This window comes from Gammaproteobacteria bacterium, from assembly GCA_009845905.1.
Taxonomy (GTDB): Bacteria; Pseudomonadota; Gammaproteobacteria; order Steroidobacterales; family Foliamicaceae; genus Foliamicus.
The window spans coordinates 677,741-703,639 of record VXYS01000004.1; the positions used below are offsets into that span (position 1 = coordinate 677,741).

24 protein-coding genes are annotated in these 25,899 nt (G+C 65.8%); 10 read left to right on the forward strand and 14 right to left on the reverse strand.

Annotated elements, in window-relative coordinates:
- Positions 1-5: 5 nt before the first annotated feature.
- From glmM to rsmI, 5 genes are all read right to left on the reverse strand, one after another.
- A complete protein-coding gene (glmM, locus tag F4036_04510) occupies positions 6-1,325 on the reverse strand; it encodes a phosphoglucosamine mutase (GenBank protein MYK37005.1) in 1,320 nt (439 codons plus the stop codon).
- Positions 1,326-1,483: 158 nt separating this feature from the next.
- Positions 1,484-2,947, reverse strand: a complete 1,464-nt coding sequence (locus tag F4036_04515) for a UbiD family decarboxylase (GenBank protein ID MYK37006.1) — start codon at positions 2,945-2,947, stop codon at positions 1,484-1,486.
- A gap of 54 nt (positions 2,948-3,001) precedes the next feature.
- Positions 3,002-4,312 carry an adenosylhomocysteinase gene (locus F4036_04520; GenBank protein MYK37007.1) on the reverse strand — a complete coding sequence of 437 codons (1,311 nt, stop codon included), beginning with the start codon at positions 4,310-4,312 and terminating at the stop codon, positions 3,002-3,004.
- Positions 4,312-5,511, reverse strand: coding sequence for a methionine adenosyltransferase (locus F4036_04525; GenBank protein ID MYK37008.1), 1,200 nt, complete (start codon positions 5,509-5,511; stop codon positions 4,312-4,314). Before F4036_04525 ends, F4036_04520 begins: the two co-directional genes overlap by 1 nt.
- 60 nt (positions 5,512-5,571) lie before the next feature.
- Positions 5,572-6,459: a 16S rRNA (cytidine(1402)-2'-O)-methyltransferase gene (rsmI, locus tag F4036_04530; protein MYK37009.1), complete on the reverse strand. Its 888-nt coding sequence runs from the start codon at positions 6,457-6,459 to the stop codon at positions 5,572-5,574.
- Here rsmI and F4036_04535 point away from each other — a divergent pair, their 5' ends adjacent.
- Genes F4036_04535 through F4036_04545 form a run of 3 tightly spaced genes read left to right on the forward strand, consistent with a single transcriptional unit; the run spans position 6,460 to position 9,325 of the window.
- On the forward strand, positions 6,460-8,346 hold the full coding sequence (locus tag F4036_04535) for an ABC transporter substrate-binding protein (GenBank protein MYK37010.1): 1,887 nt from the start codon (positions 6,460-6,462) through the stop codon (positions 8,344-8,346).
- Entirely contained in the window at positions 8,295-8,717 is a 423-nt protein-coding gene (locus F4036_04540) for a YraN family protein (protein MYK37011.1), read from the forward strand. Before F4036_04535 ends, F4036_04540 begins: the two co-directional genes overlap by 52 nt.
- On the forward strand, positions 8,717-9,325 hold the full coding sequence (locus tag F4036_04545; GenBank protein ID MYK37012.1) for a phosphoheptose isomerase: 609 nt from the start codon (positions 8,717-8,719) through the stop codon (positions 9,323-9,325). Before F4036_04540 ends, F4036_04545 begins: the two co-directional genes overlap by 1 nt.
- Here F4036_04545 and F4036_04550 read toward each other — a convergent pair.
- The 4 genes from F4036_04550 to F4036_04565 all read right to left on the reverse strand — a co-directional run bounded on the left by F4036_04550 (position 9,318) and on the right by F4036_04565 (position 11,904).
- On the reverse strand, positions 9,318-9,719 hold the full coding sequence (locus tag F4036_04550; GenBank protein MYK37013.1) for a ClpXP protease specificity-enhancing factor: 402 nt from the start codon (positions 9,717-9,719) through the stop codon (positions 9,318-9,320). The genes F4036_04545 and F4036_04550 overlap by 8 nt on opposite strands.
- Positions 9,720-9,786: 67 nt before the next feature.
- Entirely contained in the window at positions 9,787-10,383 is a 597-nt protein-coding gene (gene sspA, locus F4036_04555) for a stringent starvation protein A (protein ID MYK37014.1), read from the reverse strand.
- Between the two features lie 8 nt (positions 10,384-10,391).
- Positions 10,392-11,645 (reverse strand): UDP-N-acetylglucosamine 1-carboxyvinyltransferase, encoded by a 1,254-nt coding sequence (gene murA, locus F4036_04560; protein MYK37015.1) that lies wholly within the window; start codon positions 11,643-11,645, stop codon positions 10,392-10,394.
- Positions 11,638-11,904 carry a BolA/IbaG family iron-sulfur metabolism protein gene (locus F4036_04565; protein ID MYK37016.1) on the reverse strand — a complete coding sequence of 89 codons (267 nt, stop codon included), beginning with the start codon at positions 11,902-11,904 and terminating at the stop codon, positions 11,638-11,640. Before F4036_04565 ends, murA begins: the two co-directional genes overlap by 8 nt.
- Here F4036_04565 and F4036_04570 point away from each other — a divergent pair.
- The 6 genes from F4036_04570 to lptB are packed head-to-tail and all read left to right on the forward strand — an operon-like array spanning position 11,859 to position 16,412.
- A complete protein-coding gene (locus F4036_04570) occupies positions 11,859-12,905 on the forward strand; it encodes a calcium/sodium antiporter (GenBank protein ID MYK37017.1) in 1,047 nt (348 codons plus the stop codon). The genes F4036_04565 and F4036_04570 overlap by 46 nt on opposite strands.
- Positions 12,906-12,958: 53 nt before the next feature.
- Positions 12,959-13,930, forward strand: a complete 972-nt coding sequence (locus F4036_04575; GenBank protein MYK37018.1) for a KpsF/GutQ family sugar-phosphate isomerase — start codon at positions 12,959-12,961, stop codon at positions 13,928-13,930.
- 14 nt (positions 13,931-13,944) lie between these two features.
- On the forward strand, positions 13,945-14,451 hold the full coding sequence (locus F4036_04580) for an HAD hydrolase family protein (protein ID MYK37019.1): 507 nt from the start codon (positions 13,945-13,947) through the stop codon (positions 14,449-14,451).
- Positions 14,448-15,092: an LPS export ABC transporter periplasmic protein LptC gene (gene lptC, locus F4036_04585; protein ID MYK37020.1), complete on the forward strand. Its 645-nt coding sequence runs from the start codon at positions 14,448-14,450 to the stop codon at positions 15,090-15,092. The genes F4036_04580 and lptC overlap by 4 nt, the downstream gene beginning before the upstream one ends.
- Positions 15,067-15,681 carry a hypothetical protein gene (locus F4036_04590; protein ID MYK37021.1) on the forward strand — a complete coding sequence of 205 codons (615 nt, stop codon included), beginning with the start codon at positions 15,067-15,069 and terminating at the stop codon, positions 15,679-15,681. Before lptC ends, F4036_04590 begins: the two co-directional genes overlap by 26 nt.
- Complete coding sequence (gene lptB, locus F4036_04595; protein ID MYK37022.1) at positions 15,681-16,412, forward strand: LPS export ABC transporter ATP-binding protein; 732 nt, start codon at positions 15,681-15,683, stop codon at positions 16,410-16,412. The genes F4036_04590 and lptB overlap by 1 nt, the downstream gene beginning before the upstream one ends.
- 81 nt (positions 16,413-16,493) lie before the next feature.
- Here lptB and secA read toward each other — a convergent pair whose 3' ends face one another.
- Both secA and F4036_04605 read right to left on the reverse strand, forming a co-directional pair.
- Positions 16,494-19,244, reverse strand: a complete 2,751-nt coding sequence (gene secA, locus F4036_04600; protein MYK37023.1) for a preprotein translocase subunit SecA — start codon at positions 19,242-19,244, stop codon at positions 16,494-16,496.
- Positions 19,245-19,302: 58 nt separating this feature from the next.
- The gene (locus F4036_04605) at positions 19,303-20,187 is read right to left on the reverse strand and encodes a M23 family metallopeptidase (GenBank protein ID MYK37024.1); all 885 of its coding nucleotides are present in this window, start codon (positions 20,185-20,187) and stop codon (positions 19,303-19,305) included.
- A gap of 30 nt (positions 20,188-20,217) precedes the next feature.
- Between F4036_04605 and F4036_04610 the strand changes: the two genes are divergently transcribed.
- Complete coding sequence (locus F4036_04610) at positions 20,218-20,520, forward strand: hypothetical protein (protein ID MYK37025.1); 303 nt, start codon at positions 20,218-20,220, stop codon at positions 20,518-20,520.
- Here the strand turns inward: F4036_04610 and F4036_04615 are convergent.
- The 3 genes from F4036_04615 to ftsZ all read right to left on the reverse strand — a co-directional run bounded on the left by F4036_04615 (position 20,504) and on the right by ftsZ (position 25,884).
- Positions 20,504-21,460, reverse strand: coding sequence for a UDP-3-O-acyl-N-acetylglucosamine deacetylase (locus F4036_04615; GenBank protein ID MYK37026.1), 957 nt, complete (start codon positions 21,458-21,460; stop codon positions 20,504-20,506). The genes F4036_04610 and F4036_04615 overlap by 17 nt on opposite strands.
- Positions 21,461-21,648: 188 nt before the next feature.
- Positions 21,649-24,537 carry a TonB-dependent receptor gene (locus tag F4036_04620; protein MYK37027.1) on the reverse strand — a complete coding sequence of 963 codons (2,889 nt, stop codon included), beginning with the start codon at positions 24,535-24,537 and terminating at the stop codon, positions 21,649-21,651.
- A gap of 99 nt (positions 24,538-24,636) precedes the next feature.
- Positions 24,637-25,884, reverse strand: coding sequence for a cell division protein FtsZ (gene ftsZ / locus F4036_04625; GenBank protein ID MYK37028.1), 1,248 nt, complete (start codon positions 25,882-25,884; stop codon positions 24,637-24,639).
- Positions 25,885-25,899 lie beyond the last annotated feature (15 nt).

Genomic DNA, 25,899 nt, shown 5'->3' on the forward strand with positions numbered 1-25,899 from the left:
CTGTGCTAACTGGCCCGGAGCGCCTGGGCCACGCCTTCGGCGGCCCTGTGCACGCGCGTACGGTCGGGACCCTCCGCCATGATCCGGAAAACCGGCTCGGTACCCGACGGCCGCACCACGATGCGGCCTTCGTCGCCGAGCAGGCGGCGGGCCGCGCGCAAGGCCTTTTCGACAGCGGGGTCTCCCAGGTTGCCGTCGCCGTTCGACGGCACGCTCAGGTTCGCCTGTTCCATATGCGGCATGTCCTCGGCCAGTTCCGCCAGCGAACAGCTTCTCGCCTGCATTACGGCCAGAACTTCCAGGGCCACCAGCAGGCCGTCGCCTGTGGTGGACTTGTCCAGGCACAGAATATGCCCGGAACTCTCACCGCCCAGGACCCCGCCTTTCTCGCGAAGCATTGCGACCACCTGCCGGTCGCCCACCTCCGCGCGGCAGAAAGCAATTCCTTCCGCCTGCAGGGCCCGTTCCAGCGCCATGCTGCTGATCTGGGTCCCGACGACCGGACCGGCCAGCCGGCCGGCTTCCTTGCGCGCCAAGGCGAGAACCAGTAACAGCGTGTCGCCGTTCAGGGTCGCGCCGGCCGAATCCACCATGATCACCCGGTCGCCGTCGCCGTCCAGGGCGATTCCGACATCGGCCTCGACCGCCTTGACGGTGCGCCGCAGCAGGTCGGGATCGGTGGCGCCGCAGCGGTCGTTGATATTGCGGCCGTTCGGAGAACAGCCCAGTGGAACGAGTTCGGCGCCGAGCGCCGTCAGCGTCGACGGGGCCACCCGGTAGGAAGCGCCGTGCGCGCAGTCCACGACGATCTTGACTCCATCCAGCGACATGTCCCCGGGAACCGTATCCAGGCAGTGCTGCTCGTAGCGCTCCAGCGCGTCGTCGACCCGCCGCACCTGGCCCAGCGCGGTGGAATCCAGCGTAACCGCCGCGTCCTCGATATGGCTCTCGATCAACGCCTCTTGCGCGGCCGCCAGCTTGAAGCCGTCGTGCCTGAAAAACTTGATTCCGTTGTCGCCGTAAGCGTTGTGTGACGCGCTGATGACGACTCCAAGATCCGCGTCCAGCTCCTGTGTCAGCAGGGCCACGCCGGGCGTCGGCAATGGGCCGGACAAGCGAACGTCGGCGCCTGCGGCGACGAAGCCCGCCTCCAGCGCCGATTCGAACATGTAGCCGGAAACCCGCGTGTCCTTGCCGATCACAACCTTGCCGCCGCGGGGCAGCAGGGCGCGGGTGGCGGCGCCGGCCAGCCGCAATGCGAACTCGGCCGTCATGGGATGCTGACCCACCGTGCCGCGGACGCCATCGGTGCCGAAATACCTCATCTCACGCTCCGCTTTGAACTCGCCCTTTCATGCCCCCTTCTTCCCGGAGACGCATGAATCCATCCATGGAGCTTGCTCCGGCATCCCTGCCTCCAATACTCCTGGAAGAAGGGGGCATGAAAGGGCTTCCGCTGGCGGTATAGCGGTACTTCATGCGTTCAGTCGGCGAAATAATCGTCCCAGCGCTCGTCGACCAGCTTGAACGAGTCCGCGGCGCGCTCTTCCATGACGGTGCGGTTGTCCTCGGCGAACACGTTGGGGCCGCCTTCCGCAGGCAGTTGCCGCGTCGCGTCGATCAGTATCTTGCTCGACAGCGCGTTTCGCTGGGTGCTGGGGTCGATCATGAAGGAGAAGGTCTGCCGTACGGTCAGGCTGGCCGGCCAGGGCTGCCAGCGCGTGGTCACCGCGTGCAGGACGCGCGTGATGTCGGTGGGGTCCACGTCCTTGTCGAGAATGATGATCATCTTCTTGCTGAACCCGATCATCCGGTAGCCCATGATCAGGAGCCCGGCCTCGATACCCTCGCCCGGCAGGCGCTTGTTGATGCAGGCGATCACCATGCTGGGAATTTCGGGCGGCATGTGCAGCTTCACCAGGTTGGGCATGATCCGCTTCAGCCGCGCGAAATGCCCGACCTGCCAGGGCCAGGTGAGATAGGCGCCGCCGATTCCCGGCCAGATGTTGTAGACCCAGGGCTTCTCGCGGTGGGTGATGGCCTTGACCGTCATGAAATGGTTGGGCGCCGGTTCTCCGATGTAGCCCAGCATCTCGCCGTACGGACCCTCCATCTCCTTGTCGGTGCTGATTTCCCCCTCGATGACGATCTCGGCATGCGCCGGCGCCATCAGCGCGTTCGTTTCGGCACGGACCAGTTCCACCGGCTCGCCGCGGAACCCGCCGGAAAACGCGAATTCGTCGTCACCCAGTTCGCCGACGCGGGTGCTGCTCATCATCCAGGTGATCGGGTCCAGGCCGGTGGCCACGACGCAGGGCACGCTCTTCTTGCCCTGTGCGATGGCCTTGCGCATCATCTGAGCGCCGTGGTTCTGGCCGGTAAAGCAGATGCCCAGCTTCTGCGGGCCCTTGACCTGCAACCGGTAGGTGCCGACGTTGCGGCCGATGTCGGGGTCCTCCATGATCACCGAACCGGTACTGATGAACCGGCCCCCGTCGGCGGGATTGTTCATGATCCAGGGAAACCGGTCGAGGTCGGCGTCCTCGCCGAACAGCTTGACTTCCTTGCACGGAGCATCCGCCCCGTCCACTTCCACGGGAGGGATCTGCTCGAAACGATAGTCCTCGTTCATGTGCTTGAGAAGTTCCTTCTCCACCACCTGGTTCATTTCGCGCTCGTCGTCGCTGAGATCCTTCACTCCGAGGCACATCGCGACCGTCTTGAAACTGTTGAGCACGTTGCAGATGACCGGCGTGTCGTACCAGCGGCCGTTCATCTTCGTGCGTTCCACCAGGAAAGCCGGGGCCGAGGTGCGCATCCGGTCCTCCAGGCGGTAGGAGAAAGCCGTCATCTCGAACTGGTCCTGGTCCATGTCCGGGATGCGCAGCAGCTTGCCCTGCCGCTCCATGGCCTGTGCATATTCTCTTAAGGAATTGAATACCGACATGCTGGAAGTCCTCGATGGGCGACGGGCTGCCCTGTGATGGCGGAGAACCCGGGCCTAGTAGCGGTACCGGTCGGGCTTGAACGGACCGGTCTCCGGGATGCCGAGATACTCGGCCTGCTCCGGGGTAAGACGGCTGAGCGAGGCGCCCAGCTTGGGAAGGTGCAGGCGCGCGACTTTCTCGTCGAGCCGGCGCGGCAGCGTGTATACGCGGTTTTCGTAGTCCCTGCGCGTGAGCAGTTCGATCTGGGCAAGGACCTGGTTGGTGAAGCTGGTCGACATGACGAAACTGGGGTGCCCGGTGGCGCAACTCAGGTTCACCAGCCGGCCGCGGGCCAGCAGGATCAGCCGCTTGCCGTCCGGAAAGATCACGTGATCCACCTGCGGCTTGATTTCCTCCCACTCGCAGTCCTTCAGGCTTGCGACGTCGATTTCCACGTCGAAATGGCCGATGTTGCAGAGTATGGCCTGGTCCTTCATGCGCGCCATGTGGTCGTAGGTGATGACGCTCCTGTTGCCGGTCGCGGTGACGAAGATGTCGGCCTGCCCGCAGGCCTCGTCCATCGTGACCACCGGGTAGCCTTCCATCGCCGCCTGCAAGGCGCAGATCGGATCGATTTCGGTGATCCACACCTGCGCCCCCAGGCCCTTGAGCGATTGGGCACAGCCTTTGCCCACGTCGCCGTAACCGCACACCACCGCAATCTTGCCCGCCACCATCACGTCGGTGGCCCGCTTGATGCCATCGACCAGCGATTCGCGGCAGCCGTACAGGTTGTCGAACTTGGACTTGGTCACCGAGGCGTTGACGTCCATGGCCGGGCAGCGCAGCGTGCCCTGCTCATGCATCCGGTAGAGCTGATGAACGCCGGTCGTCGTCTCCTCGCTGAGTCCCAGCAGCTCGCCGGCGAGCTCCGGGTGCTCCTCGTGGACGATGCGGGTCAGGTCGCCGCCGTCGTCCAGCAGCAGGTTGGGTACCCAGCCGCCGGGGCCGTTGATGGTACGGGCGATACAGGCGATGTATTCCTCTTCCGTTTCGCCCTTCCAGGCGAATACCGGCACGCCCCGGCGCGCCATCGCGGCGGCGGCGTGGTCCTGGGTGGACAGCCGGTTGCAGGACGACCAGCGCACCTCCGCGCCGAGTTCCAGCAGCGTTTCGATCAATACGGCGGTCTGCACCGTCATGTGCAGGCAGCCGGCAATCCGCGCCCCTTCGAGCGGCCGCCGATTGCGGTACTCCGCTCTCAGCGCCATCAGCCCGGGCATTTCGCTGCGGGCGATCGCAATTTCGCGCTCGCCGAAGTCGGCCAGCGACAGGTCGGCGACCCGGTAGTCCTCGTGCAGGCGGGTTACGGCTGTCCGGGACATCAGGCAACCTTCGCCGCGCGGGCGTCGTCGGCAAGTTGCGCAGCCAGGCCGGTTTCTTCCCAGCTGAAGCCGCAATCCTCCCGGCCGAAATGGCCGAAGGCGGCGGCCGGGCGGTACGACATGCGCTTCAGGTCCAGGTTGCGGATAATGCCCTCGACCGACAAATCGAAATGGGCCCGCACCAGCGCCTTGAGGCGTTCGTCGCTGACCGTCGCGGTGCCGAAGCTTTCGACATCGACCGCTACCGGCTCCGGCTCGCCGATCGCGTAACAGACCTGCACTTCGCAGCGCTCCGCCAGGCCGGCCGCGACGACGTTCTTGGCCGCGTGCCGGACCGCGTAGGCGGCGGACCGATCCACCTTGGACGGGTCCTTGCCGGAGAACGCGCCGCCCCCGTGCCGGGCCATTCCGCCGTAGGTGTCGACAATGATCTTGCGCCCGGTCAGGCCGCAGTCCGCTTGCGGTCCGCCTTCGACAAACCGTCCGGCGGGATTGATCAGGTAGTTGATCGGGCCCGCCAGCCACTGGGGACCCAGCACCGGCTTGATCAGCAGTTCGATGATCGCTTCCCTGAAGTCCGGCGGGCAAACGCCCCGCGCGTAGTCATCCGGCCAGATATGCGGGGCATGCTGGGTGGACAGAACGACATCGGTAACGGCCACCGGCCTGCCGTCCTCGTAGCGCACCGTGACCTGCGACTTGCCGTCGGGCCGCAGCCAGTCCAGTTTGCCCGACGCCCGCAATTCGGCATGCCTGAGCATGAGCCGGTGCGCCAGGTCGATCGGCGCCGGCATGAGGGTGGGCGTTTCCCTGCAGGCATAGCCGAACATCATTCCCTGGTCGCCGGCGCCCAGCGGCTTGCCCTCGCCGGCGTTCACTCCCCTTCGGATATCGGGCGACTGCTTGCCGATCGCGTTCAGGACACCGCAGGTCGCGCCGTCGAAGCCCAGTTCCGAGTTGTTGTAGCCGACGTCCTTGATCAGTCCCCGAACCAGCGATTCGAGGTCCACCCAGGTCGATGTGGTGATCTCGCCGGCGACCAGCACGAAGCCGGTCTTGACCAGCACCTCCGCCGCCACTCGCGCGTCCTCGTCCCGCGACAGGATGGCGTCCAGCACGGCGTCGGAAACCTGGTCCGCCAGCTTGTCCGGATGGCCGTCGGAAACCGACTCGGAAGTAAAAAGAGAGGTCTTGGGCATACGCTCAACCGTACGATGAAGCAGCCGGTCATTATATGCACAAGGCGCCTGGCGGCGCCTCTACGGGACCGGCTGCCCGGACGGCCTCAGGGCCAGGGCCCGCCGGTACGCGAGGCGGCGCGAACACCCCGCGATCGAAGCCGCAAGCCGGGCCGCCTGACGGGTCGGCAGTTCCTCCAGCAAGGGGCGCAGCACGGCGTCCAGCGCCTTCTCGTCCTGTTCCTGCGCAACGCTGCCGGCCACGACCAGCGTGAACTCGCCCCGGGCGACGATCCCGCCCGCCACGGCCGCCTCGCACAGCTCCGCCAGGCTGTCGCCGTAGGCGCTCTCGTGGATCTTGGTCAGTTCGCGGGCCAGAAATGCCCTGCGCTCGCTGCCGAAAACCTGCTGCATGTCCTCAAGCGCCGCTGTCAGCCGATGCACCGCTTCATAGAAGACCAGGGTCTCGGGTACCGCCTCGAGTTGTCTCAGCCGCGCGCGCCTCGCCGCCCGCCGTGCGGGCAGGAAGCCCTCGAAGTGAAAACGGTCGGCGGGAAAGCCGGCCACCGACAGGGCCGCCACCGCGGCGCAGGGTCCGGGCAGCGGACTCACGCGTATGCCCGACCGCCTTGCTTCGCGGACCAGCCGCATTCCCGGGTCGCTGATGCCGGGCGTTCCCGCATCGCTCATCAGGACCAGCTCCTCTCCCGACAACAGCCTCTCCAGAAGTTCGGGAATTCTGGAACGCTCGTTGTGGGCGTGCAGGGAAACCATCGCGACGCGTAGGCCCAGGCTGTGCAGCAGCTTGCGGGTTCGGCGCGTATCCTCCGCCGCCACGCCGGAAGCGCGTTCGAGAACCGCCTTCAGCCGCGTGCTAACATCGTCCAGGTTGCCAATTGGAGTGGCGGCGACAAACAAGGCCCCCGCTTCTTCAGGCGCGCCTGCCCCCGCCGAGTTCGCAACCGCCATATGATCACCTCCATGCCAAGTGTCGTGGCTTGCCGCTCAGCCAGGCGTTCCGCTACGCTGCGGCCTGGACGCCATGCCCGGTTTGCGGCGCTCGCAGGCCTGGCGCTTGTCGCCCTGGCCGCCTGCACTCCCGCGGATCTGATGCGGGCTTCCAGCGAGGAACTGGCGGCCCTTGGCGACCAGGCGCGCACTCTTTCCACTGCCGGAGATCACGGCGCCGCCCGCCAAGTCTACCTGTCCATGGTTCGCCGGGCACCTCCGCAGGCGCGGCAGCGATACCGGATCCTGGCGGCGCGTGAAGCGGGGCGCGAGGGCCGTAACAGGCGGGCTCTCAGCGAACTCCAGGCGATCGACCCCGACGCCGAATGGATCGGGCTATGGTCGCTCGCGGCCGCCGAGAGCGAACGGGTGGTCGGCGGCCCCGATGTCGCGTACGAAAGGCTGGCGGCAATCGATCCCAACCGGTATACCGACCTTGCCGGGGATCTGCTCCGGACCCGGTCGGAACTGCTGTTTGCGCTGCACAGGCCGACCGACGCCTTGCAGGACCTGACGCTGCTCGGCGCGGGGTTCGCCGAGGGCGATGTCGAAAGCGCCGGGTTCACCTGGTCGCTGCTGCGCGATTACCGCGCCCAACTGACAACCGACGGCGTGGAAGGGGTTCAATTGGGTTGGATAGAACTCGCCATGCTGACCAGCGAACTGGAGTCCGACCCGACCGAAGCCCGCGCCGCCCTGCAGGGCTGGCGGGAAAGGTATCCGCAGCATCCCGCCGCCGTTCTGCTGGCCGACACGATCACGCCCGAGATTTGCCGGTCCGCCTCGCATCCCGCCCGCATTGCAATGCTGTTGCCCGGGTCGGAACGATACGCCGCGGCCCGGCGATCGTTGCGCGACGGGTTCCTGGCCGCGCGTTACGCCCTGAAGTCGTCCTGCGCCAGCCCCGAGGTCGCGTTCTACGAAGTCGGCGATCCCCCCGATGCGGCGCGGGAATGGAGCCGCGCGGTGGAGGAAGGCGCGGAAATCATTGTCGGGCCGCTGCTGCCCGAATCGGTCGAGAGGGTCGCGGAAATAGCCGGCGAGCGCCCCACGCTCGCCCTGAACCGTTTGCGGGCCGGTTCTCCGCCCCCCCGCTTCGAGGAGTTCGCCCTCGCGCCCGAGCACGAGAGCCGCCAGGCGGCGCGCCATGCCCTCGGCCGGGGCCTTGAGCGCGCATTGGTGCTGTACCCCGGCAACGAGTGGGGACGGCGCATCTACCGCAGTTTTGCTCAGGAGTACCAGGATGGCGGCGGCGAAATCATTGCACGGGAGCAGTACAGCCTGGCGGCCGTGGATTACTCCGACCAGATCACACGGCTGCTGAAGATCGGCGCAAGCAACCGCCGGCACCAGGAGTTGCAAAGGCGCCTCGGCAGAAGCCTGAACTTCGAGCCTCGCCGCCGTCAGGATGCGGACCTGGTTTTTGTGGTGGCGCGCGCGGCCCAGGGCCAATTACTGGTCCCCCAGCTTCGCTACAACTATTCGGGCGATCTGCCGATTTACGCCATACAGAACATCTTCGATCCCGAGCATCTCGACAATCGCGACCTGAACGGGGTGGAAATGCCCGCGCTGCCCGTGCTGGCGGACCGGCATGTGCAGGTCGTGCATGGCGAGTTTTCGCCCGACTGGCTTGCCTCTTCGGAATTCAACATCTCGCTCTTCGCAATGGGTTATGACAGCTTCAAACTGGCGCTGGCCCTGTTTGACGGATCGAAGGGGCTGGGCAAGGGGATAGGCGGTCTCACAGGCATTGTCTCCCGTGCTCCGGACGGGCGGCTGCAACGGGAACTGGCATGGACGCGGGTCGAAGACGGCGCTTTGACGGCCGCCCCGGCAACCCCGTAGGCCGCCCCGGCCCGCCCAAGGGATCCGAGGCCGAAAAGCTGGCCTGCGGATATCTTGAAGCCCGCGGCCTGACGCGGCTTGCCTCCAACTTCCGCTGCCGCTACGGTGAGCTTGATCTCGTCATGCGTGATGGCGCTCAGCTGGTGGTGGTCGAGGTGCGCTCGCGGCGCAGCGACCGCCATGGCGCGCCCGAGGCTTCCATTAACCACAGGAAAAGACGCTCACTGATGCGCGCGGCGCAGTGTTTCATTCGCGACAACCCGCAATTCAACGGTATGATGCTGCGCTTTGACGTTGTGGGCGTTCTGACCGAAGCCACCCGCGCCAGGTTCCGCTGGATCCGCAACGCATTGCAATTTGATGGACGCTGATGCGCCGATACAAGCCTGACACGGCACTAGTCGAACGCGAATTTGCCGAAAGCCTTGAGGTCAACAGGCGTTCGGCCGCTGTGCTGGCGGTCCCGATAAGCGAAGCGGCGGCGCTGATGCTTGAATCCTTAAGCGCCGGCGGCAAGATCCTGAGCTGCGGCAATGGAGGTTCGGCGGCGGACGCGCAGCATTTCGCCTCGGAACTGCTGAACCGGTTCGAGACCGAACGCGCCAGCCTTCCCGCGATCGCCCTGACGACCGACAGCTCCACGCTCACCTCGATCGCAAACGACCGCAGCTACGAAGAGATCTTTTCGCGCCAGGTAAGTGGACTGGGCAGACCCGGCGACGTTCTGCTGGCGATCAGCACCTCCGGCGCATCGCCCAACGTCACGAACGCGGTGCGCGCCGCTCAACAGGCGGGCATGCGCGTTGTGGCGCTGACCGGCCGCGACGGAGGGGCGGTCTCAAGGACCCTGGGCGAGGCCGATATCGAACTGCGGGCGCCGCATAAGCGAACGGCGAGGATCCAGGAGATTCACCTTCTCGCCATCCATTGCCTTTGCAGGCTGCTGGACGACGCGTACGGGGCCGGCGGCCCTACTTGACCAGCCTGAGCTTCGGCGTACCGCGGGGCGGCGGGGTCGGCGACGGGCCGGCAACTTCCCCGATGGCGGCGCCCAGTTGATCCGTCAGCACGACCCCCTGGCCGGATTCCCGCGAAAAAATACAGAGCACCGCGTCCACCGGCACCGAGACCCGCCGCGCGGCGCCGGAGAAACGCGCCTCGAAACTGAGTGTTTCGCCGCCCAGTTCAAGATTGCGCGTGGCCTGATAGCTGATGTTGAGAACGATTCGCCCGTCCTTGATTCCGTCCCTGGGCACCGCAACGTCCTGGCGGTCCGCGTTTACCACCACCTGCGGAGTATCGCCGCGATCGGTAATCCACTCATGCACGGCGCGCAGGAGGTACGGCTTCAGTGAAAGGGTTCCGTCGCTCATGCCATGCAGATCGGTGGCAGGCAGCCCGTGGTTGACAACATGCCGCCCGCGCGTGTTCCCCGCGCCCTCAGGCGGCCAGCGGGCGCATGTCCCGCTCCAGTTCGGACAGGCCTTCCATGAAGGATGGGCGGCCGAAGACTCTCCGCATATAGCCGTAAAGGGCCTCGGCGCGCGGGCCGGGATCGATGCCGTAGCTGCGCAGGCGCCACAGGACCGGCGCCAGGCTGCAGTCCACAAGGGAGAATTCGTCGCCCAAAAAAAAGCGGCTGGACTCCACCGCTTCGGAAACTTCGATCATCGCCTCCCTGAGCTGTCGTTTCTCGCCTTCCCCGTCCTGCCCGTCCAGTCGCGCCGCGAGGTTGTAGAAATCGTTCTCGATCCGGTGCAGCGCCAGCCGGAAATGCGCCCGCCGCTTGGGGTCGACCGGCATCAGCGGCGGTTGCGGAAAGCGTTCGTCGAGGTAGTTGATGATGATTCGCGAGTGATAGACCGCCAACTCCCGGTCCACGAGCGTGGGCAGCGTGTTGTAAGGGTTCAGCAACTGAATATCGGGCGGTAGATTGCCGTCTCGCACCTGAACTATTCGCACACCGATGTTCTTTTCCGCTACAACTATTCGAACCCGGTGACTATGAAGATTGATGGGACTGGAATACAGGATCATGGGCCGGATTATACGCGGCGGATATCCGCGCCCAGATCGTTCAGTTTTTCCTCAATTCGCTCGTATCCGCGGTCCACGTGATAGACGCGATGAATCACGGTTTCGCCCTCGGCGACCAGCGCGGCGAGTACCAGGCTGGCGGAAGCGCGCAGGTCGGTGGCCATTACCGGAGCGGCCTGCAACTTCCGAACGCCACGTATCAGAACCTCCCGGCCCAGGGGTTCGATGTCCGCGCCCATGCGCTTGAGCTCCGCCACGTGCATGAACCTTTGTTCGAATACGCTTTCCCGCACCAGCGCGTGTTCGCTGGCGATCGCGTTCAGGGCCGTGAACTGCGCCTGCATGTCGGTGGGAAAGCCGGGCCAGGGCGCGGTAACCAGATTGACGGAATGCGGACGGCGTCCCTGCATGTCCAGCTCCACGAAACCATCGCCGCGGCGGACCTTGGCGCCCGTGTTCCGGAGCGCCCCAACGACCTCGCCCAGGGACAGTTCGCCACTGAACCGGGCGACGACGCGCCCTCCGGTCATGGCGCCGGCAACCAGGTAGGTGCCGGCCTCGATGCGGTCGGGGAGAATCGCGCGGCTGGCGCCATGCAGCCGCTTCACGCCCCTGACGGCGATGCGCGAACCGCCGGCCCCGGAAATCCTTGCGCCCATCGCGTTGAGGCAGTCGGCCAGGTCGCGCACTTCCGGTTCCCGGGCGGCATTCTCGATGACCGTCTCGCCTTCGGCCAGGACACCGGCCATCAGGATATTCTCGGTCCCGGTTACCGTGGGCAGGGGCAGATCGATGCGAGCCCCCTTGAGCCCGGAACAGCGTGCGGAAATATAGCCGCCACGAATCTCCACTTCGGCTCCCATGGTGCGGAGGGCATTGACATGGATATCCACCGGTCGGGCGCCGATGGCGCAGCCTCCAGGCAGTGAAACGTCGGCCCGCCCGAAGCGCCCCAGCAGGGGGCCGAGGACAAGCAGCGACGCGCGCATCGTGCGCACCAGTTCGTATGGCGCGGAAAACGACTCCGGATCCTCGAGGGACACGCTGGTCCTGCCGGGCGCCGAGCCATTGACCCGGGCGCCCAGGATCCTGAGCAGGCGCAGCATCGTGTGCACGTCGCGCAGATCGGGCAGGTTGGCCAGTTGCAGCGGTTCCGGGCTGAGCAGCGAGGCCGCCAGTATCGGCAGGGCCGCGTTCTTGGCGCCGGAAATGGGAACTTCGCCGTCCAGCGTCGCGCCGCCGGAGACAACAAATTTATCCACGCAGCGTCTCTGTTTCCGGCCCCGGCAGCCGCGCCCACTCGCCGGGCGTGTAGGCCTCAATCGAAAGGGCATGAATTTCCCTGCCCACTCGCGAACCCAGCGCCTCGTAGACGATCCGATGACGCCCCAGCGGACGCAGACCCTCGAAGGCGCTGCTGACCACGGTGGCGTTGAAGTGCGTGTTATCCTCGCTCGCGACGCTGACTTCGCTGCCTGGCAGGTGCGCCGAAATCAGAGCGGAAATTTCCCCCGGTGTCATCGCCGGAATTTTACTTTCAATTCGAGCGCACACACGTGAATATTCTTGTCCTATGGTTGGTGGCCGCGGCAATCGGCCTTGCGCTTCTGGCTTACGGCGCCCGACTGTTCATCGACGGGGCAGCCGACGGGGCCAGGCGCCTGCGAATCTCCCCGATGCTGGTGGGCGTGTTCCTTGCCGGCTTCGCAACCTCCATGCCCGAGGCCGTGGTGGCGGCGGTCGCCGCGTACAGGGACAGCGTGGAGCTGGCGCTGGGTAACGCCGTCGGCTCCAACATCGCCAACATCGGCCTGGTTCTGGGCGTGGCCGTGCTGCTCATGGGCATGCGCCCCGAACGAGGCGCCGGCGGCATGGAACTCGGCGTGATGTCGGCCGTCACCGGACTGGCCTGCCTGCTGGTTTTAAATCAGTATCTCTCGCGTACGGACGGACTGCTGCTGCTGGCGGCAATGCCTCTGGTGGCCTGGCTGCTGGTGCGAAACGCCGGCCTCCGGGGCACCGTGGAAATTGCGGAAGACCAGGCGCAGGCGGCGGAACGCAGCCTGCCGCGCAACGCTGCGTACGCCGCCCTCGGGCTGCTCCTGCTGCTGGTGGGCGCGGAACTGCTGGTGCGCGCCGCCCAGCAGGTCGCCATGATCGCCGGCGTGGGAGAGCTGGTGATCGGCGCAACGATAGTCGCCATCGGCACCAGCCTGCCGGAACTGGCCATCACGATCGCCGGCGCCATCAGGCGCGAAGCGGAACTCGCGCTGGGCAACGTTATCGGGTCCAACATATTCAACCTGCTGGTGGTCATCGGCGTGGCGGGCGCGATCGCGCCTTCCGGGTTCTCGCCGCAGTTGCTGACCCTGCACGTGCCCATGCTTCTGGGCTTTACATTGTGGTTTGTCGCCCTGGCCGCACTGTGCCGGGCGCGGGGACGCCTTGGCCCTGCCTGGAGCGCCAGCCTGCTCCTGCCCTTTGCGCTGTATCTGGTCGTGGTGATAGCGTTGGCGGCGTAAGTCGGCAGTGTTGCGTCTTACGACACCGGCGTCCCCGATTATCATGCCCGCCCATGCCTGAGAAGACACGTTTCATCGAGGAGGCGCGACGGGTCCTGAGAATGGAAGCCAGGGCCGTGGCGGACCTCGAAGAGCGCCTGGGCGAGGATTTCGACACGGCCTGCGAGCTATGCCTGAGGACCGAAGGCCGCGTAGTGCTTACCGGCATCGGGAAATCGGGCCATATCGCCGGCAAGATCGCGGCCACACTGGCCAGCACCGGCACGCCGGCATTCTTCATGCATACGGGCGAAGCCGGCCACGGCGATCTGGGCATGATCACGCCGGACGACATTGTGATCGCGTTGTCGAATTCCGGCGAAACCGAGGAAATCGTGCGCCTGCTTCCGATGCTGAAAAGCGCGGGCGTACCGCTGATCGCGATGACCGGTCAGGAGGATTCGACTCTGGCCCGCCATGCCACGGCGGTCCTGGACGCGCAGGTGCGGGAAGAAGCCTGTCCGCTGAATCTCGCGCCCACCTCCAGCACGACCGCGATGCTGGCGCTCGGCGACGCGCTGGCGGTCGCCCTGCTCGAGGCGCGCGGCTTCACTCCCGAGGAATTCGCCCGCACCCATCCGGGCGGGCGGCTGGGACGGCGCCTGCTGGTGCCGGTTTCGGACGTGATGCGCACCGGCGCCGACATCCCGCAGGTGGCCCCGACCGCCACGCTCGCCGAAGGGCTGCTGGAAATGACCCGCAAGGGCCTGGGAATGACCGCGATTACCGACGACAGCGGGCATCCCCTCGGAGTATTCACGGACGGCGACCTGCGTCGCGCGATGGACCGTGAGGTGGATCTCAGGAAGACCCGCATGGCCGATGTCATGACCCGGGGCGGGCGTTCGGTGGCGCCGGACCTGCTGGCTTCGGCAGCGTTGGCGGAAATGAAACAGCGCAGGATCACGGCGCTGATGGTTGTGGCGGACGGTTTCCTCGTCGGCGCATTCAACATCCACGACCTGATGCGGGCCGGCGTGGTCTAGGACCTGTTCCCGCCATGCACCCGCCGATGTCCCTGCGCGATCGGGCAGCCGGTATTCGCCTGCTGGCGCTGGACGCCGACGGCGTGCTGACCGACGGACGGATCTTCATCGCGGATGCGAGCGGAAGCGAATGGACGATGGGATTCTCGGTCAGGGACGGCCACGGTGTCCGCCTGCTGATCCGGGCCGGCCTGGAAGTGGCGGTGATCTCGGGCAGGGACAGCTACGGTCTGCGTTTGCGTCTCGGCGAACTGGGTATCGGGCGTTCGGCGCTTCGCTGCCGGGACAAACGGGCGGCGCTGACGGAAATGCTCGCGGAACTCGGCCTTGAGCCCCGCCAGGCCGCGTTTATCGGCGACGACCTGCCCGACCTGCCGGCCATGAAGCAAGCGGGGCTTGCCATTGCGGTGGCGGACGCCCATCCGGATGTGAGGGCCGCGGCTGACTGGACAACGGCGCTGGCGGGAGGTCAAGGGGCCGTTCGCGAAGTCTGCGACTTCCTGCTGGCGGCGCAATCATGAGCCGGCTGCGCCGCCATTTCCCGGCACTGCTCCTGCTGGGCCTGGCTCTCGCGAGCCTGCTGCTTGCCTTACGCACCGAGTCCGTTTCCGGGCCGGAACAGGCAAGCCTTGCCGGGAACTATTTCTTTCGCGACGCCCGGATGACGCTCGCCGGAAAGGACGGCCGGGCCGCGCTTGTCGTGACCTCCGGCTCCGCCGTCCGGTCCCTTACCGGCACTGCGCTGAAGCTGGAACCGGTATCGATCCGGCGCAGTGGCACCCAGGCGTGGGAACTGGCGGCCGATTCCGCGGAAGTGCCCGGCGAGAACGCCGACATCGTTGCCCGGGGCGGCCTTCGCATGACCTTCGGGCCTGCAGGAGACTGGGCCGCGACGGCCCGGCGCGCCACGATCCCGCCCGACGGAACGAGCATCACGCTCACCGGAAACGTGCACATCCACAGGCCCGAAGGAGGAGCGGGCGGATCGGCCATTTTCGGCGAACACATCATCCTTGAACCGAGAGGCATGACGGCCCGCACCGACCGGCCGGTCCGGCTGCGGATCGGCGATTTTGAATTCGAGGCCAACGGCCTTGACGCGCAAATCGGCGAGCAGGTCATTAAACTTGAGTCCGATGTTCGTTCGATCGGCAATCCCTGACGTACTGTGCGCAATCGCGCTCTCGGCCGTCCTGCTGCCGGCCGCGGCGTATTCGCAGGACGGTTCCGACGAGCCGGAATCCAAGCTTCAGATCGACGCGGGCGCCGGGCGCTACGACGCCGCTACCGGCCGCATGACCCTCACCAGCGTCCGGATCAGCGAGGCAGGCTACGAAATAATCGCCGATCAGGCGGACAGCGACTCTTTCGACCTGACGGACGCGACCTGGAACTTCGTGGGCAATGTGCGCTTTCGCGCGCTGACGGCCAGCCTGACCTGCGATTCGGCCGAACTCCGTTTCGAGGACGACCAGCTGAAGAGCGCCACCGTTCGCGGGGATCCGGTGCGGATGCGGAATGAAGGCGACATCGTGATCGAAGGCAATGCCGCGACCGTGGAATACGACGCGGAATCGGAATTGGTCCGCTTCCTGGGAGGAGCGGTCCTTGAAACCCGGGCAAGCCGGGTCAGCGGTCAATCGATTACCTACGATCTGCGCAACGAAACCGTGACGGTCCATCCGCCGGAAGGGGAGCCCGTTCTGTTCACGTTCGACTTCTTCACTGCCGACGAGGATGACGAGCCTTAGTGTCGCGTCAGGCACTTACAGCCGAGAGCATCTCGAAGCGCTTCGGCGAACGCCGCGCCGTCCGCGAGGCGTCCTTCGAGGTCCGGGGCGGCGAGGTCGTGGGGCTGCTCGGCCCCAACGGCGCCGGCAAGACCACGGCCTTTTACGTCGTCGCGGGGTTACTGAGCTGCGACACCGGCAGCGTGCGGCTGGACGGGGTCGATGTCACGGGATTCCCCGTCCATCGGCGCGCGCTTCTGGGACTGGGCTACCTGCCCCAGGAAGCCTCGGTCTTCCGAAAGCTGTCCGTGGAGCAGAACATACTCGCCATACTTGAATTGCGGGCCGACCTGAACCGGGCGGGCCGCAACGATGAACTGAATCGTCTTCTCGACGATTTCCAGCTTCACAACGTCCGCAAGTCGGCGGGCATCAGCCTCTCCGGCGGAGAACGCCGCAGGGTGGAAATCGCCCGGACACTGGCCAGATCACCCCGCTACGTGCTGCTGGACGAACCCTTCGCCGGAATCGACCCGATTTCGGTGACGGAAATCCAGGGGATCATCGCCCAACTTGCCCGGCGCGGCATCGGCGTGCTGATTACCGACCACAACGTGCGCGAGACGCTGGGTATCTGCAGCCGCGGATATATCCTGCACGAAGGCGTGGTGATCGCGTCCGGCACGCCGGAAACGCTGCTCGAAGACCCCAAGGTGCGTTCCGTTTACCTCGGCGAGTCCTTTCGCCTGTAGCCGGGGGCGAGAGCATGTCCCTCGCGGCGTCCCGCCCTCCACGGGGCGGGGACGTGCTCGTTCCCGGGGTCTTCTTCCGATTCAGGCGTCGGCGCTGATTGCGCCGTGGCAGCGTTTGTACTTCTTGCCGGAGCCGCAGGGGCACGGATCGTTGCGGCCCACCCGGGGCCGGGCGCGCCGATAGGTCTGGACCGGCGCCGGGGGCGAGGGCATGTCCCTCGCGGCGGGCGGGCGGCGGGGGCCGCGGGTTGCGGGCGCCTGCGGTCGGGCAGGCTGACGGGCTGCGGGAGCGGCCAACGCCGAGGCTTCATCGTGCTGCAGTTGCAGCTTCCTGCTGGGCGCCGGGGCCTGCGCAACGGGCTTGTCCGCGGCCGAGAACTGCGCCCGGCATAGCGTCACCGTGACCTGCCGGGCAACCATGCCGAGCATTTCGGTGAACATCTCGAAGGCTTCGCGCTTGTACTCCTGCTTGGGATTCCTTTGCGCATAGCCCCGCAGGTGGATTCCCTGGCGCAGATAGTCCATCGCCGCCAGGTGTTCCTTCCAGTGATGATCCAGTTGCTGCAGCAGGACCACGCGCTCGATGTGGCGCATGACGTCGGGCGCGACCGGAGCGGTCTTCTCCCGGTAGAGCCGGTCCAGCTCGTCGTTGACCCGCCCGGCCACCCCGTCCGGCGACAGCTCGGGGCTGGCCCCGAGCCATTCGGTTACCGGCGCATCCGCGCCCAGTTCAAGCGACAGGGCTTTCTCCAGCGAGGCCGGGTCCCAGTCCTCGTCGGCGGCGTCCTCGGGCATGTGTTGCGCCACCAGGTCCTGCACCATCTCGTCACGCATGCCCGCGACGATGTCGCTGACGTCGCCCGAGCCCAGCAGTTCGTCGCGCCGCTCGTACACGACCCGGCGCTGGTCGTTGGCGACGTCGTCGTATTCCAGCAACTGCTTGCGGACGTCGAAATTGTGCGCCTCCACCTTGCGCTGGGCGCGCTCGATCTGGCGCGAAAGGAGCTTGCTCTCGATCGCCTCCCCTTCGCGCATGCCGACCGATGAGAGCATTCCCTGCGTGCGTTTCGGGTCGCCGAAGATCCGCATCAGGCTGTCTTCCAGCGAGATATAGAAACGCGATGCGCCGGGGTCGCCCTGGCGTCCGGAACGCCCCCGCAACTGATTGTCTATGCGCCGGGATTCATGGCGCTCGGTACCCACGATGCGCAGCCCGCCGGCTTCGATCACTCGCCGGTTGCGCTTTTTCCAGTCCTCCCTGAGGGCGCCCTTCTCGTTGTCCGGGGCTTCGTCGCCCAGTCCCTTCAATTCGGCTTCCAGGTTCCCGCCCAGAACGATGTCGGTCCCGCGGCCCGCCATGTTGGTGGCGATGGTCACCACGCCCGGACGGCCGGCTTCGGCGATGATCTGCGCCTCCCTGGCGTGATGCTTGGCATTCAGCACCTGGTGGGGAATCCGCACGCCCTTCAGCATGCCGGACAGCAGTTCCGATGTCTCGATCGAGGCGGTTCCCACCAGCACGGGCTGGCCCCGGTCCCTGCTTTCCTGAATGTCCTCGACCACCGCGTCGAATTTGTCGCCGGCGGTAAGAAAGACCAGGTCCGGATCGTCGCGGCGAATCATTTTCATATGGGTCGGAATGACCACGACTTCCAGGCCGTAGATCTGCTGGAACTCGTACGCTTCGGTGTCGGCGGTGCCGGTCATGCCGGCCAGCTTTTCGTACATCCGGAAGTAGTTCTGAAACGTGATCGACGCCACGGTGCGGTTTTCCTGGCGCACCGCCACCTTCTCCTTTGCCTCGATGGCCTGATGCAGTCCATCGGACCAGCGCCGCCCCGGCATCGTGCGGCCGGTAAACTCGTCCACGATGATCACCTCGCCGTCGCGAACGATGTATTCCACGTCGCGCTTGAAGAGGTGGCGGGCCCTGAGCGCGGCGGTAAGGTGGTGCATGAGGCGCACGTTGGCCGCGTCGTACAGGCTCGCGCCGGCCTCGATCAGCCCCGCCTGGATGAGCAGCGTCTCGACGCGCTCGTGGCCCTCGTCGGTCAGGTAGGCCTGCTTGGCTTTCTCGTCGAGCGTGAAGTCTCCCGGTCCGTCCTCCTGCTCCCGCTTTCTCAGGCGGGGCGCGACCAGGTTCATGCGCCGGTAGAGTTCGGTGCTTTCCTCCGCGGGTCCCGAGATGATCAGCGGGGTGCGCGCCTCATCGATCAGGATGGAATCGACCTCGTCGACTATGGCGTACCGCAGTCCCCGCTGCGCCTGATCCTCGTCGCGCAGCGCCAGGTTGTCGCGCAGGTAGTCGAACCCGAATTCGTTGTTGGTGCCGTAGCACACATCGCAGCGGTAGGCCTCGCGCTTTTCCTCGGGAGCCTGCTGGCTGACGACCGCGCCCACCGTGCATCCCAGAAAACGGTAAACGGGTCCCATCCACTCGGCGTCGCGCCGCGCCAGATAGTCGTTGACGGTAACGATGTGTACGCACTCGCCCGCCAGGGAATTGAGGAAGGCCGGCAGGGTCGCGACCAGCGTCTTGCCCTCGCCGGTGCGCATTTCCGCGATCTTGCCTTCGTGCAGGGCAATGCCACCGATCAACTGCACGTCAAAGTGCCGCAGGCCGAGGGTTCGCACGCTCGCTTCCCGCACCAGGGCATAGGCTTCCGGCAGCAGTTCTTCCGTATCCTGTCCGTCACGGGCGCGGCGGCGCAGGGCCGAGGCGCGTTCCCTCAGTTTTGCGTCGGACGACTTTCCGAGTTCCGGCTCCAGCGCATTGATGCGCCGGGCGACTTTCTCGTACCGCGACAGCATCCGCTGATTGCGGCTGCCCATGATCCATTGCAGCGGATTCACAGACTAGGGCCTTGAGGCTAAATCGGTGGTGGAGGGGTCAGGGAGTTCTGCGGAGAAAATCAACCGGGTTCACGGAAACGCCGTTGCGCAAGACTTCGAAGTGCAGGCTGCTGCCGGTTACCCGCCCGCTGCGGCCCATTCGGGCGATCTCCTGGCCTCGCTGCACATAATCGCCCACCGCCACGAGATTGAGGGAGTTGTGCGCATAGCGGGTAACGTAGCCGCCGGCGTGACTTATTTCCACCAACTCCCCGAACGTGCTTCGGCGGCCTGACCAGGTGACGACGCCCGGCGCCACGGCGTATATCGGGTCGCCCATGGCGCCGTCGATATCCACGCCGTCATGCCATTGCCGCCTGCCGGAGAACGGATCCTTGCGGAAACCGCGATACGAGGTGATGCGGCGCGAATCCACCGGCCAGCCCGAAGGCGCATACATGGATTCAGCGCCTTCCCGGGTAAGCGCGTCGGCCACGCCCTGCAACTCCTTGAACCGCTGGTTCATCCGGGCCGTCAGGAGGTTGAGTTCGGCGATCAGATCCACCCGTTCGCCGGCGACCTCGCCCTCATAGCCCAGCGCAGGGCTGGAGATGTCGGCGCTCACCGGCTTGAATGGGGCTTCGCCGCCCATTTCCTCAAGCGAGGTCTGCCAGGTTTCCATCTGCACCAACGCCGCTTTCATTTCCTCGACCCGGGCCGCCATGACGGCGATCCGGCGCTCCGCGTTCGCACGGGCCTCCTGAAATTCTGCGTTCTGCGCCACCAGCGTGGTCTGCAGCTTGTCCAGACGGGCAACCACGGACGGCATCGCCCGGTCCTGCAAAAGGCTCCCGGCGAGATAGCTTCCGGCCGAACTGGCAACCAGGGCGAAGGCCCAGATCAGGTTACGGTTCAGCAACAGGTTTCGGGTAATCGAGCTCATGGCAATATCGCAAGGTAGGGATTCTACGACATGCGCACGATTCGAAAGCCGCCGCGAAAGAGCCGACCGGAAAGTCTGGAGTCCGCGCTCGGCGATCTGGCGGAGCAGGCCCGCGCCCAGGTGGCGCTGGCCGACCTGCTGCGCGAATCGCTGCAACCCGGCCTGCGTGAAGGCTTTGCCGGCAGCGACCTCGATCCGGGCGGCACGCTGACGATATTCGCCGCCGCTCCCGAATGGGCCGCCCGCCTGAGATTCGAGGCCGGCAATATGGAACGGGCCGCAGGCAACGGCGGCTGGCCGGTCAGGCGCGTACGCATCAGGTTAGCCCTGTAAGGCTGTCGAACCGGCCGGCAGCATCGCGACTGCGCGACCCGTCCGCGGCGCGGGAGACCCCCTTTACCTCCTCCCAGGCGGAAGAACGCTGCATCAGTTCCGTCATCAGGCGCGCGTTGAGAGTGTGCCCCGACCCGAAGCACCGGTACCGGCCGATCAGGGGCCGGCCGAGCAGCGACAGATCGCCCACCGCATCCAGCAGTTTGTGCCGTATCGGCTCGTTTGCGTAACGCAGGCCACCCTCGTTCACAACCCGGTAGTCGTCGAACACCACGGCATTGTGCAAACCGCCGCCCAGGGCCAGGCCATGCCGGCGCATGGCCGCCACCTCGTGGAGGAAACCGAAGGTGCGCGCGCGGCTTATCTGTTCGATATAGCCGCCGGCCGAAAACTCGAATTCGTGAGCCTGTCCGCCTCGAGTGAACGCGGGATGAGCGAAATCCCCCCGGTAGGAAAGCGTGTAGCCCTCGCCGGGCAGGAGCGCCGCCCAATGCCGGCCCTGTTCCACCCGGACCTCCTCGAGCACCCGGATATAGGTCCTGGGCGTCTCCTGCCGCTCGACACCCGCTTCTTCCACGAGCAGCACGAAAGCCGAAGCGCTGCCGTCCAGCGCCGGCACCTCCGGGCCATCCAGATCGACCCAGGCGTTGTCGATGCCGATTCCGGCCAGGGCGGACAGCAGGTGCTCCACCGTCGCCACCCGCGCATTGCCGCTCCCCAGCGTCGTTCCAAGCCGGGTATCGACGATGAAGTCGTGGCGCGCCGGAATGTCCGGCGCGTCCGCAAGGTCGGCCCGCCGAAACACCACTCCGTTGTTCGGAGCGGCGGGGCGTAGTGTCATTTGCGCCTTTCGACCGCTGTGCAGGCCTATGCCGCAAACCGTGACAGTGCCGCGCAGGGTTCGTTGCCGGACAAGCGCTTGCCGGATGGAATCACCCATAAGTTACCGAATTATCGGCATTTTTCGGAATAAAGCAAGCCGCGGGACGGAGGAGGCGTCAGACTTAAGCCCTTCGTTCGTCCCCCTCCTCGTGGGAGCGTTGAAGCAGGGACAGCGAGAACCGAGCCAGGATGGCGTCTCCCACGAGGAGGGAGACGAACGAAGGGCGAGGAAGCGCAAGCGATTAGTCAGAACTCGTAGCGGACGCTCACTCCGTATTCGCGCGGACTGCCGAGAAACGCGTTGAATGTCTGCGTGGATCCCGGTCCCGTGCCGCTACCCTGCAAGGGCGCGTCGAAGGCCGTAATGAAATACTCCTCGTCCAACAGATTGCGCGCCCACAGATCGATGGTCCAGCGCGGCGAGCCCGGACGGGTCAGCATCAGCCTGGCGTTGACCACCGTGAAGGCATCCTGCTGCTTTTCGATGTCCAGATCGGAGCCCGTGTTGTGCTCGCTGGTATAGCGGGCATCCACGTGAAAGGCGCCCTCCAGCGCGCCTATGGGAAAGCGCATGGTGGCGCCGACCACGCCGGTCCACTCCGGCGCGTGCGTCATCCGTTGACCGGACCGCACCCCGTATTCGGGTCCCTCGCCGTACTTGACGTCGGCGTAGGTTACGCCGCCGTATATTTCAACCCCGCCGATAACGACGCCGCGCGCCTCGATCTCGACACCCTGGCTGGTCACTTCCGGAATGTTCAGCGCCTCAAAGGCCAGGCCGGTAAACGTCGTAAGCTGGAAACCGTCGAATTTCTCGTAGAAGAGGTTGACGTCCATCATGGCGCGCCGGTTCTCGAACTCGAACTTCGCACCCAGGTCGAAGGCGTCGACGGTCTCGGGCTGGAATGCCCACTCGTGCACGCCCGGCACGTTGGCGCGCCCGGTCGTGAGCAGGGTGAGGATGGGGCTGATCAAGCCGGTGCGGTCCATGTTGAAGCCGCCGGCCTTGTAGCCCCGCGCGTAGCCGCCGTATACCAGGTAGTCGCCGACCTGGCGGGACAGCCGCACCGTGCCGGAGATCTCGTTCTCGTCCTGGGAGCCGGAATACCTTCCGTCAAGGCTCGGGTCCACGAACGGGATGCACGCAAAGGCCGTCATGGTTCCGATGCCCGCGTTCACGTCCGGATTGACCAGCAGCGCCTGGCCTCCCTGCGCCAGCCCGGCGAGGTTGGGCAGCAGCTCCTGGTAACCGGCTGCGACAGCCGCCGCGCCGTTGGTGATCGCCGCCTGGGCAATGGGGTTGGGAATTGCCTGGGTCGCCTGCTGGACAAAACCGTTGAGTTGCTGCAGGTACTGGTTCACGCCGCCCGCATACGCCTGCAGACCGCCAAGATAGGCCTGCATGGACTGGAAATATCCGAGCACCTGCCCGGAAAAGGGCCGGCAAACCTGGTCGGTCGATTGCAGGTTGGCGTCGATCGACTTGCTCTCCGACGTGTAGCGCAGTCCCACGGTCAGTTCGAAGTCGTTGGCCATCGCAATGCTGTTATGCGTGAACAGCGCCCAGCTTTCGGAATTCTGCTCGAAATCGTCGCGGGAACCATTACCGTAGAACGCGCCCCCGGAGTATTGCTCGTAGCTGGTCCACGGACTAAACGGAAATGCCGGAAACGGCGGCAGGGTGGCGGTCGGCTGCGGGACCGCAAAACCCGGTGGCAGGAAGGGCGCAAGACCGGCCGCGTAGCCCGCGGCGCCCATGGCCAGTTGCTGTGCGCCCCACTCGAACGCCGCAGCCCCCGCGCCCAGTTGCGCGAAGCCCGCGCCCACCGCGTTCGCGGTCGCGCCGCCGATCGCATTGGCGTAGGGCGAATAGCCGACGCCGAACTCCAGGACGTCGGTGTAGTCCAGATCCTCGTTGGCGTAGAAGGCGCCCACCAGCCAGTCCACCGCGCCGGCCTCGCCGTTGATGCGAATTTCCTGCGTGAAGGTCTCGAAACCCGTGGCGGATTCCCCATGGGGACGCTCGCCGATATCGACGACGGAGAAATCGATGTCCATTCCGCGCTCCGTCTGCCAGTCCCGGATCGCCGTGATGCTGGTCACGCGCCCCAGGCCGGTGCTGGTGTTGATCTCCACCGACACGCCGGTTTCGTCCATGCCCTGGTAGTAGCCGGAACCGGCGCTCACCGTGGCCTTGCGGTCATACGGATCGAATGCGATACCGACGATGCCGGGATTGCGGGTCTGCAGTAACGAGATGCCCTGAATAATGTCCGCCGTGGGGCCCCGCACCAGTCCTACCGCGGCGCAGCACTCCTCTTCGCGGCTGGTGTAATCCGCAATCAATCGAACGGTCGTGTCCGGGTTGGGCTCGTACATCAATTGCCCGCGCACGAACAGGCGGTCGCGATCGTTGAAAGTCCGGTCGTAATTGGGGTCTTCCAGGAAGCCGTCACGCTTGTGCCAGACGCTGTCCAGCCGCAACGAAATCCCGCTGGCGGCATCGCCTCCGCTGGCGCCGGCCTCGATCCGGGTCGAATCATAGGATCCGACACTGATATCGCCGTATCCCGAAGGTTCGGTATCGGGAGCCGCCGTAATGATGCTTACGACGCCGGCCGATGCGTTTCGTCCGAACAGAGTGCCCTGCGGGCCGCGCAGGATCTCGACCCGTTCAATGGCGCCCAACTCGTTGTATCCGACGCCCGCCCGGTTGCGGTATACGCCGTCCACGTACAGGCCCACAGCAGGCTCGAAGCCCGGATTGTCGCTGTTGGTGCCGATGCCCCGGATTCTCGCCGTCGCGCCGACCGTTTCTCCCTGGCCGGTGTTCAGGGTCAGGCTGGGCGCAATGCGCATCAGTTCACGAATGTCCGTCACGCCGCTCAGTTCGAGCTGCTCCGCGCCATAGGCGGAAACAGCGAGCGGAACCTCCATGATGGACCGCTCGCGGCGCGTGGCCGTCACGATGATTTCCTCGAGAACCAGGCCGTAGGCGCCATCGGACTGAGCGTCTTCCTGCTGCGCCGCCAGAGGAAACGAAATCAACAGGGAAAACAGTAAGTAATGAGCGCGCATAACCCCCCCTTTTCCGCCCACGCGCGTGGCGAAATGCAAATCGGTACTTGAAGCCATCTTACACCGGCTCCGCGTACGCGACCAATCTGTCGCCGCGCGGGCGCGCGGCGTCTGCGGGTGTTCCCGTGGATGGCGGGAAAATTGACCCCCTTCCCGCTAGTCCACCTGCTTGCGCAGGTGCGTGGGCACCGGATTGAAGACTTCACGGCCGCGTGCGCCGCCTCCGGCGCGAACCCGCATCACGGCCGGGCGTTCCAGGCCTTCGTAGCTGGGTTGCTGGGACAGGCCGAGGATGCTCCGCTTCTTCGCGCCGGTCCCCGGGCCGTCCTTTGCGGACCCGAAGTCCCTGTTGCCGCGCGGCTCGGCCCGGCGAACCGGTCCGCCGGCCTGCGTCGCTTCCTCTCGCGCGCCCTCGGACGCGCTCAGGCCGGTGGCTACCAGCGTAACCCGCACCGCGCCCTTCATCGACTCGTTGACCACCTCGCCGAACTTGACCATGCCCTCGCGGGCCAGCATGTTCTGCAGCGAGTCGCCCAGGGACTTGAACTCGCGCATGCCCAGGTCATTGCCGTGGGTGATGTTGACCAGCAGTCCGCGGGCGTCACGCACGTCCACGCCCTGGAGCAACGGGCTTTGCATCGCGTGCTCGAGCGCCTCGCGCGCCCGGTCCTGTCCGGAGGCCTCGCCGGCCCCGATCACTACCCTTCCGGGCTCCTGCATCACCTTGCGGACGTCGGCGAGATCCACGTTGATCCGGCCTGGGCAGGTCAGCAATTCGGCAATGCCGCGCACGGCGTTGCGCAATACCTTGTTGGACTCGCTGAAGGCCTCCTCCATGGTCACGTCGCCTTCGCCCTGATCGCAGAAATAATCGAACAGCTTTTCGTTCGGGACGGTGATCAGGGAATGGGCGTGTTCCTGCAGCGCACCGATCCCTTCGCCGGCAATCTGGGTCCTGGCGGGCCCCTCGAAATCGAACGGGGTCGTCACCACGCCGACGACCAGGAGGTTGCACTCCCGGCCCAGGCGCGCGACCTCCGGGGCGGCGCCGGTTCCGGTCCCGCCGCCCATTCCCGCGGCCACGAAAATCATGTCGGCGCCATCCATGACCGCCTTCATCCGGTCTTCGTCCTCCAGGGCGGCCTCCCGGCCCTTGCCGGGATCCGAGCCCGCGCCCATCCCCTGGGTCACCGCGCGCCCTATCGTGAGCTTGACGTCCGCGCCCGAGTTGGACATGGCCTGTTCGTCGGTGTTGATCGCGACAAACTGCACGTTGCGGACGTTGGACTTGACCATCTCGTTGACCGCGTTGCCGCCGGCCCCGCCCACACCCACGACTTTCAGCCGCGGCGTCGATCCGGGTTCGGACTTCACCAGCCTTATGTTCATGTCTTTTGCCTCCATTACGGTGCTCCTTCG

Bases quoted from the DNA above. Each gene is read 5' to 3' on its own strand.
- glmM (MYK37005.1), bottom strand. From the start codon at position 1,325: ATGAGGTATTTCGGCACCGATGGCGTCCGCGGCACGGTGGGTCAGCAT.
- F4036_04515 (MYK37006.1), bottom strand. From the start codon at position 2,947: ATGTCGGTATTCAATTCCTTAAGAGAATATGCACAGGCCATGGAGCGG.
- F4036_04520 (MYK37007.1), bottom strand. From the start codon at position 4,312: ATGTCCCGGACAGCCGTAACCCGCCTGCACGAGGACTACCGGGTCGCC.
- F4036_04525 (MYK37008.1), bottom strand. From the start codon at position 5,511: ATGCCCAAGACCTCTCTTTTTACTTCCGAGTCGGTTTCCGACGGCCAT.
- rsmI (MYK37009.1), bottom strand. From the start codon at position 6,459: ATGGCGGTTGCGAACTCGGCGGGGGCAGGCGCGCCTGAAGAAGCGGGG.
- F4036_04535 (MYK37010.1), top strand. From the start codon at position 6,460: ATGATCACCTCCATGCCAAGTGTCGTGGCTTGCCGCTCAGCCAGGCGT.
- F4036_04540 (MYK37011.1), top strand. From the start codon at position 8,295: ATGGACGCGGGTCGAAGACGGCGCTTTGACGGCCGCCCCGGCAACCCC.
- F4036_04545 (MYK37012.1), top strand. From the start codon at position 8,717: ATGCGCCGATACAAGCCTGACACGGCACTAGTCGAACGCGAATTTGCC.
- F4036_04550 (MYK37013.1), bottom strand. From the start codon at position 9,719: ATGAGCGACGGAACCCTTTCACTGAAGCCGTACCTCCTGCGCGCCGTG.
- sspA (MYK37014.1), bottom strand. From the start codon at position 10,383: ATGATCCTGTATTCCAGTCCCATCAATCTTCATAGTCACCGGGTTCGA.
- F4036_04565 (MYK37016.1), bottom strand. From the start codon at position 11,904: ATGACACCGGGGGAAATTTCCGCTCTGATTTCGGCGCACCTGCCAGGC.
- F4036_04575 (MYK37018.1), top strand. From the start codon at position 12,959: ATGCCTGAGAAGACACGTTTCATCGAGGAGGCGCGACGGGTCCTGAGA.
- F4036_04580 (MYK37019.1), top strand. From the start codon at position 13,945: ATGCACCCGCCGATGTCCCTGCGCGATCGGGCAGCCGGTATTCGCCTG.
- lptC (MYK37020.1), top strand. From the start codon at position 14,448: ATGAGCCGGCTGCGCCGCCATTTCCCGGCACTGCTCCTGCTGGGCCTG.
- F4036_04590 (MYK37021.1), top strand. From the start codon at position 15,067: ATGTTCGTTCGATCGGCAATCCCTGACGTACTGTGCGCAATCGCGCTC.
- secA (MYK37023.1), bottom strand. From the start codon at position 19,244: ATGGGCAGCCGCAATCAGCGGATGCTGTCGCGGTACGAGAAAGTCGCC.
- F4036_04605 (MYK37024.1), bottom strand. From the start codon at position 20,187: ATGAGCTCGATTACCCGAAACCTGTTGCTGAACCGTAACCTGATCTGG.
- F4036_04610 (MYK37025.1), top strand. From the start codon at position 20,218: ATGCGCACGATTCGAAAGCCGCCGCGAAAGAGCCGACCGGAAAGTCTG.
- F4036_04615 (MYK37026.1), bottom strand. From the start codon at position 21,460: ATGGGTGATTCCATCCGGCAAGCGCTTGTCCGGCAACGAACCCTGCGC.
- F4036_04620 (MYK37027.1), bottom strand. From the start codon at position 24,537: ATGGCTTCAAGTACCGATTTGCATTTCGCCACGCGCGTGGGCGGAAAA.
- ftsZ (MYK37028.1), bottom strand. From the start codon at position 25,884: ATGGAGGCAAAAGACATGAACATAAGGCTGGTGAAGTCCGAACCCGGA.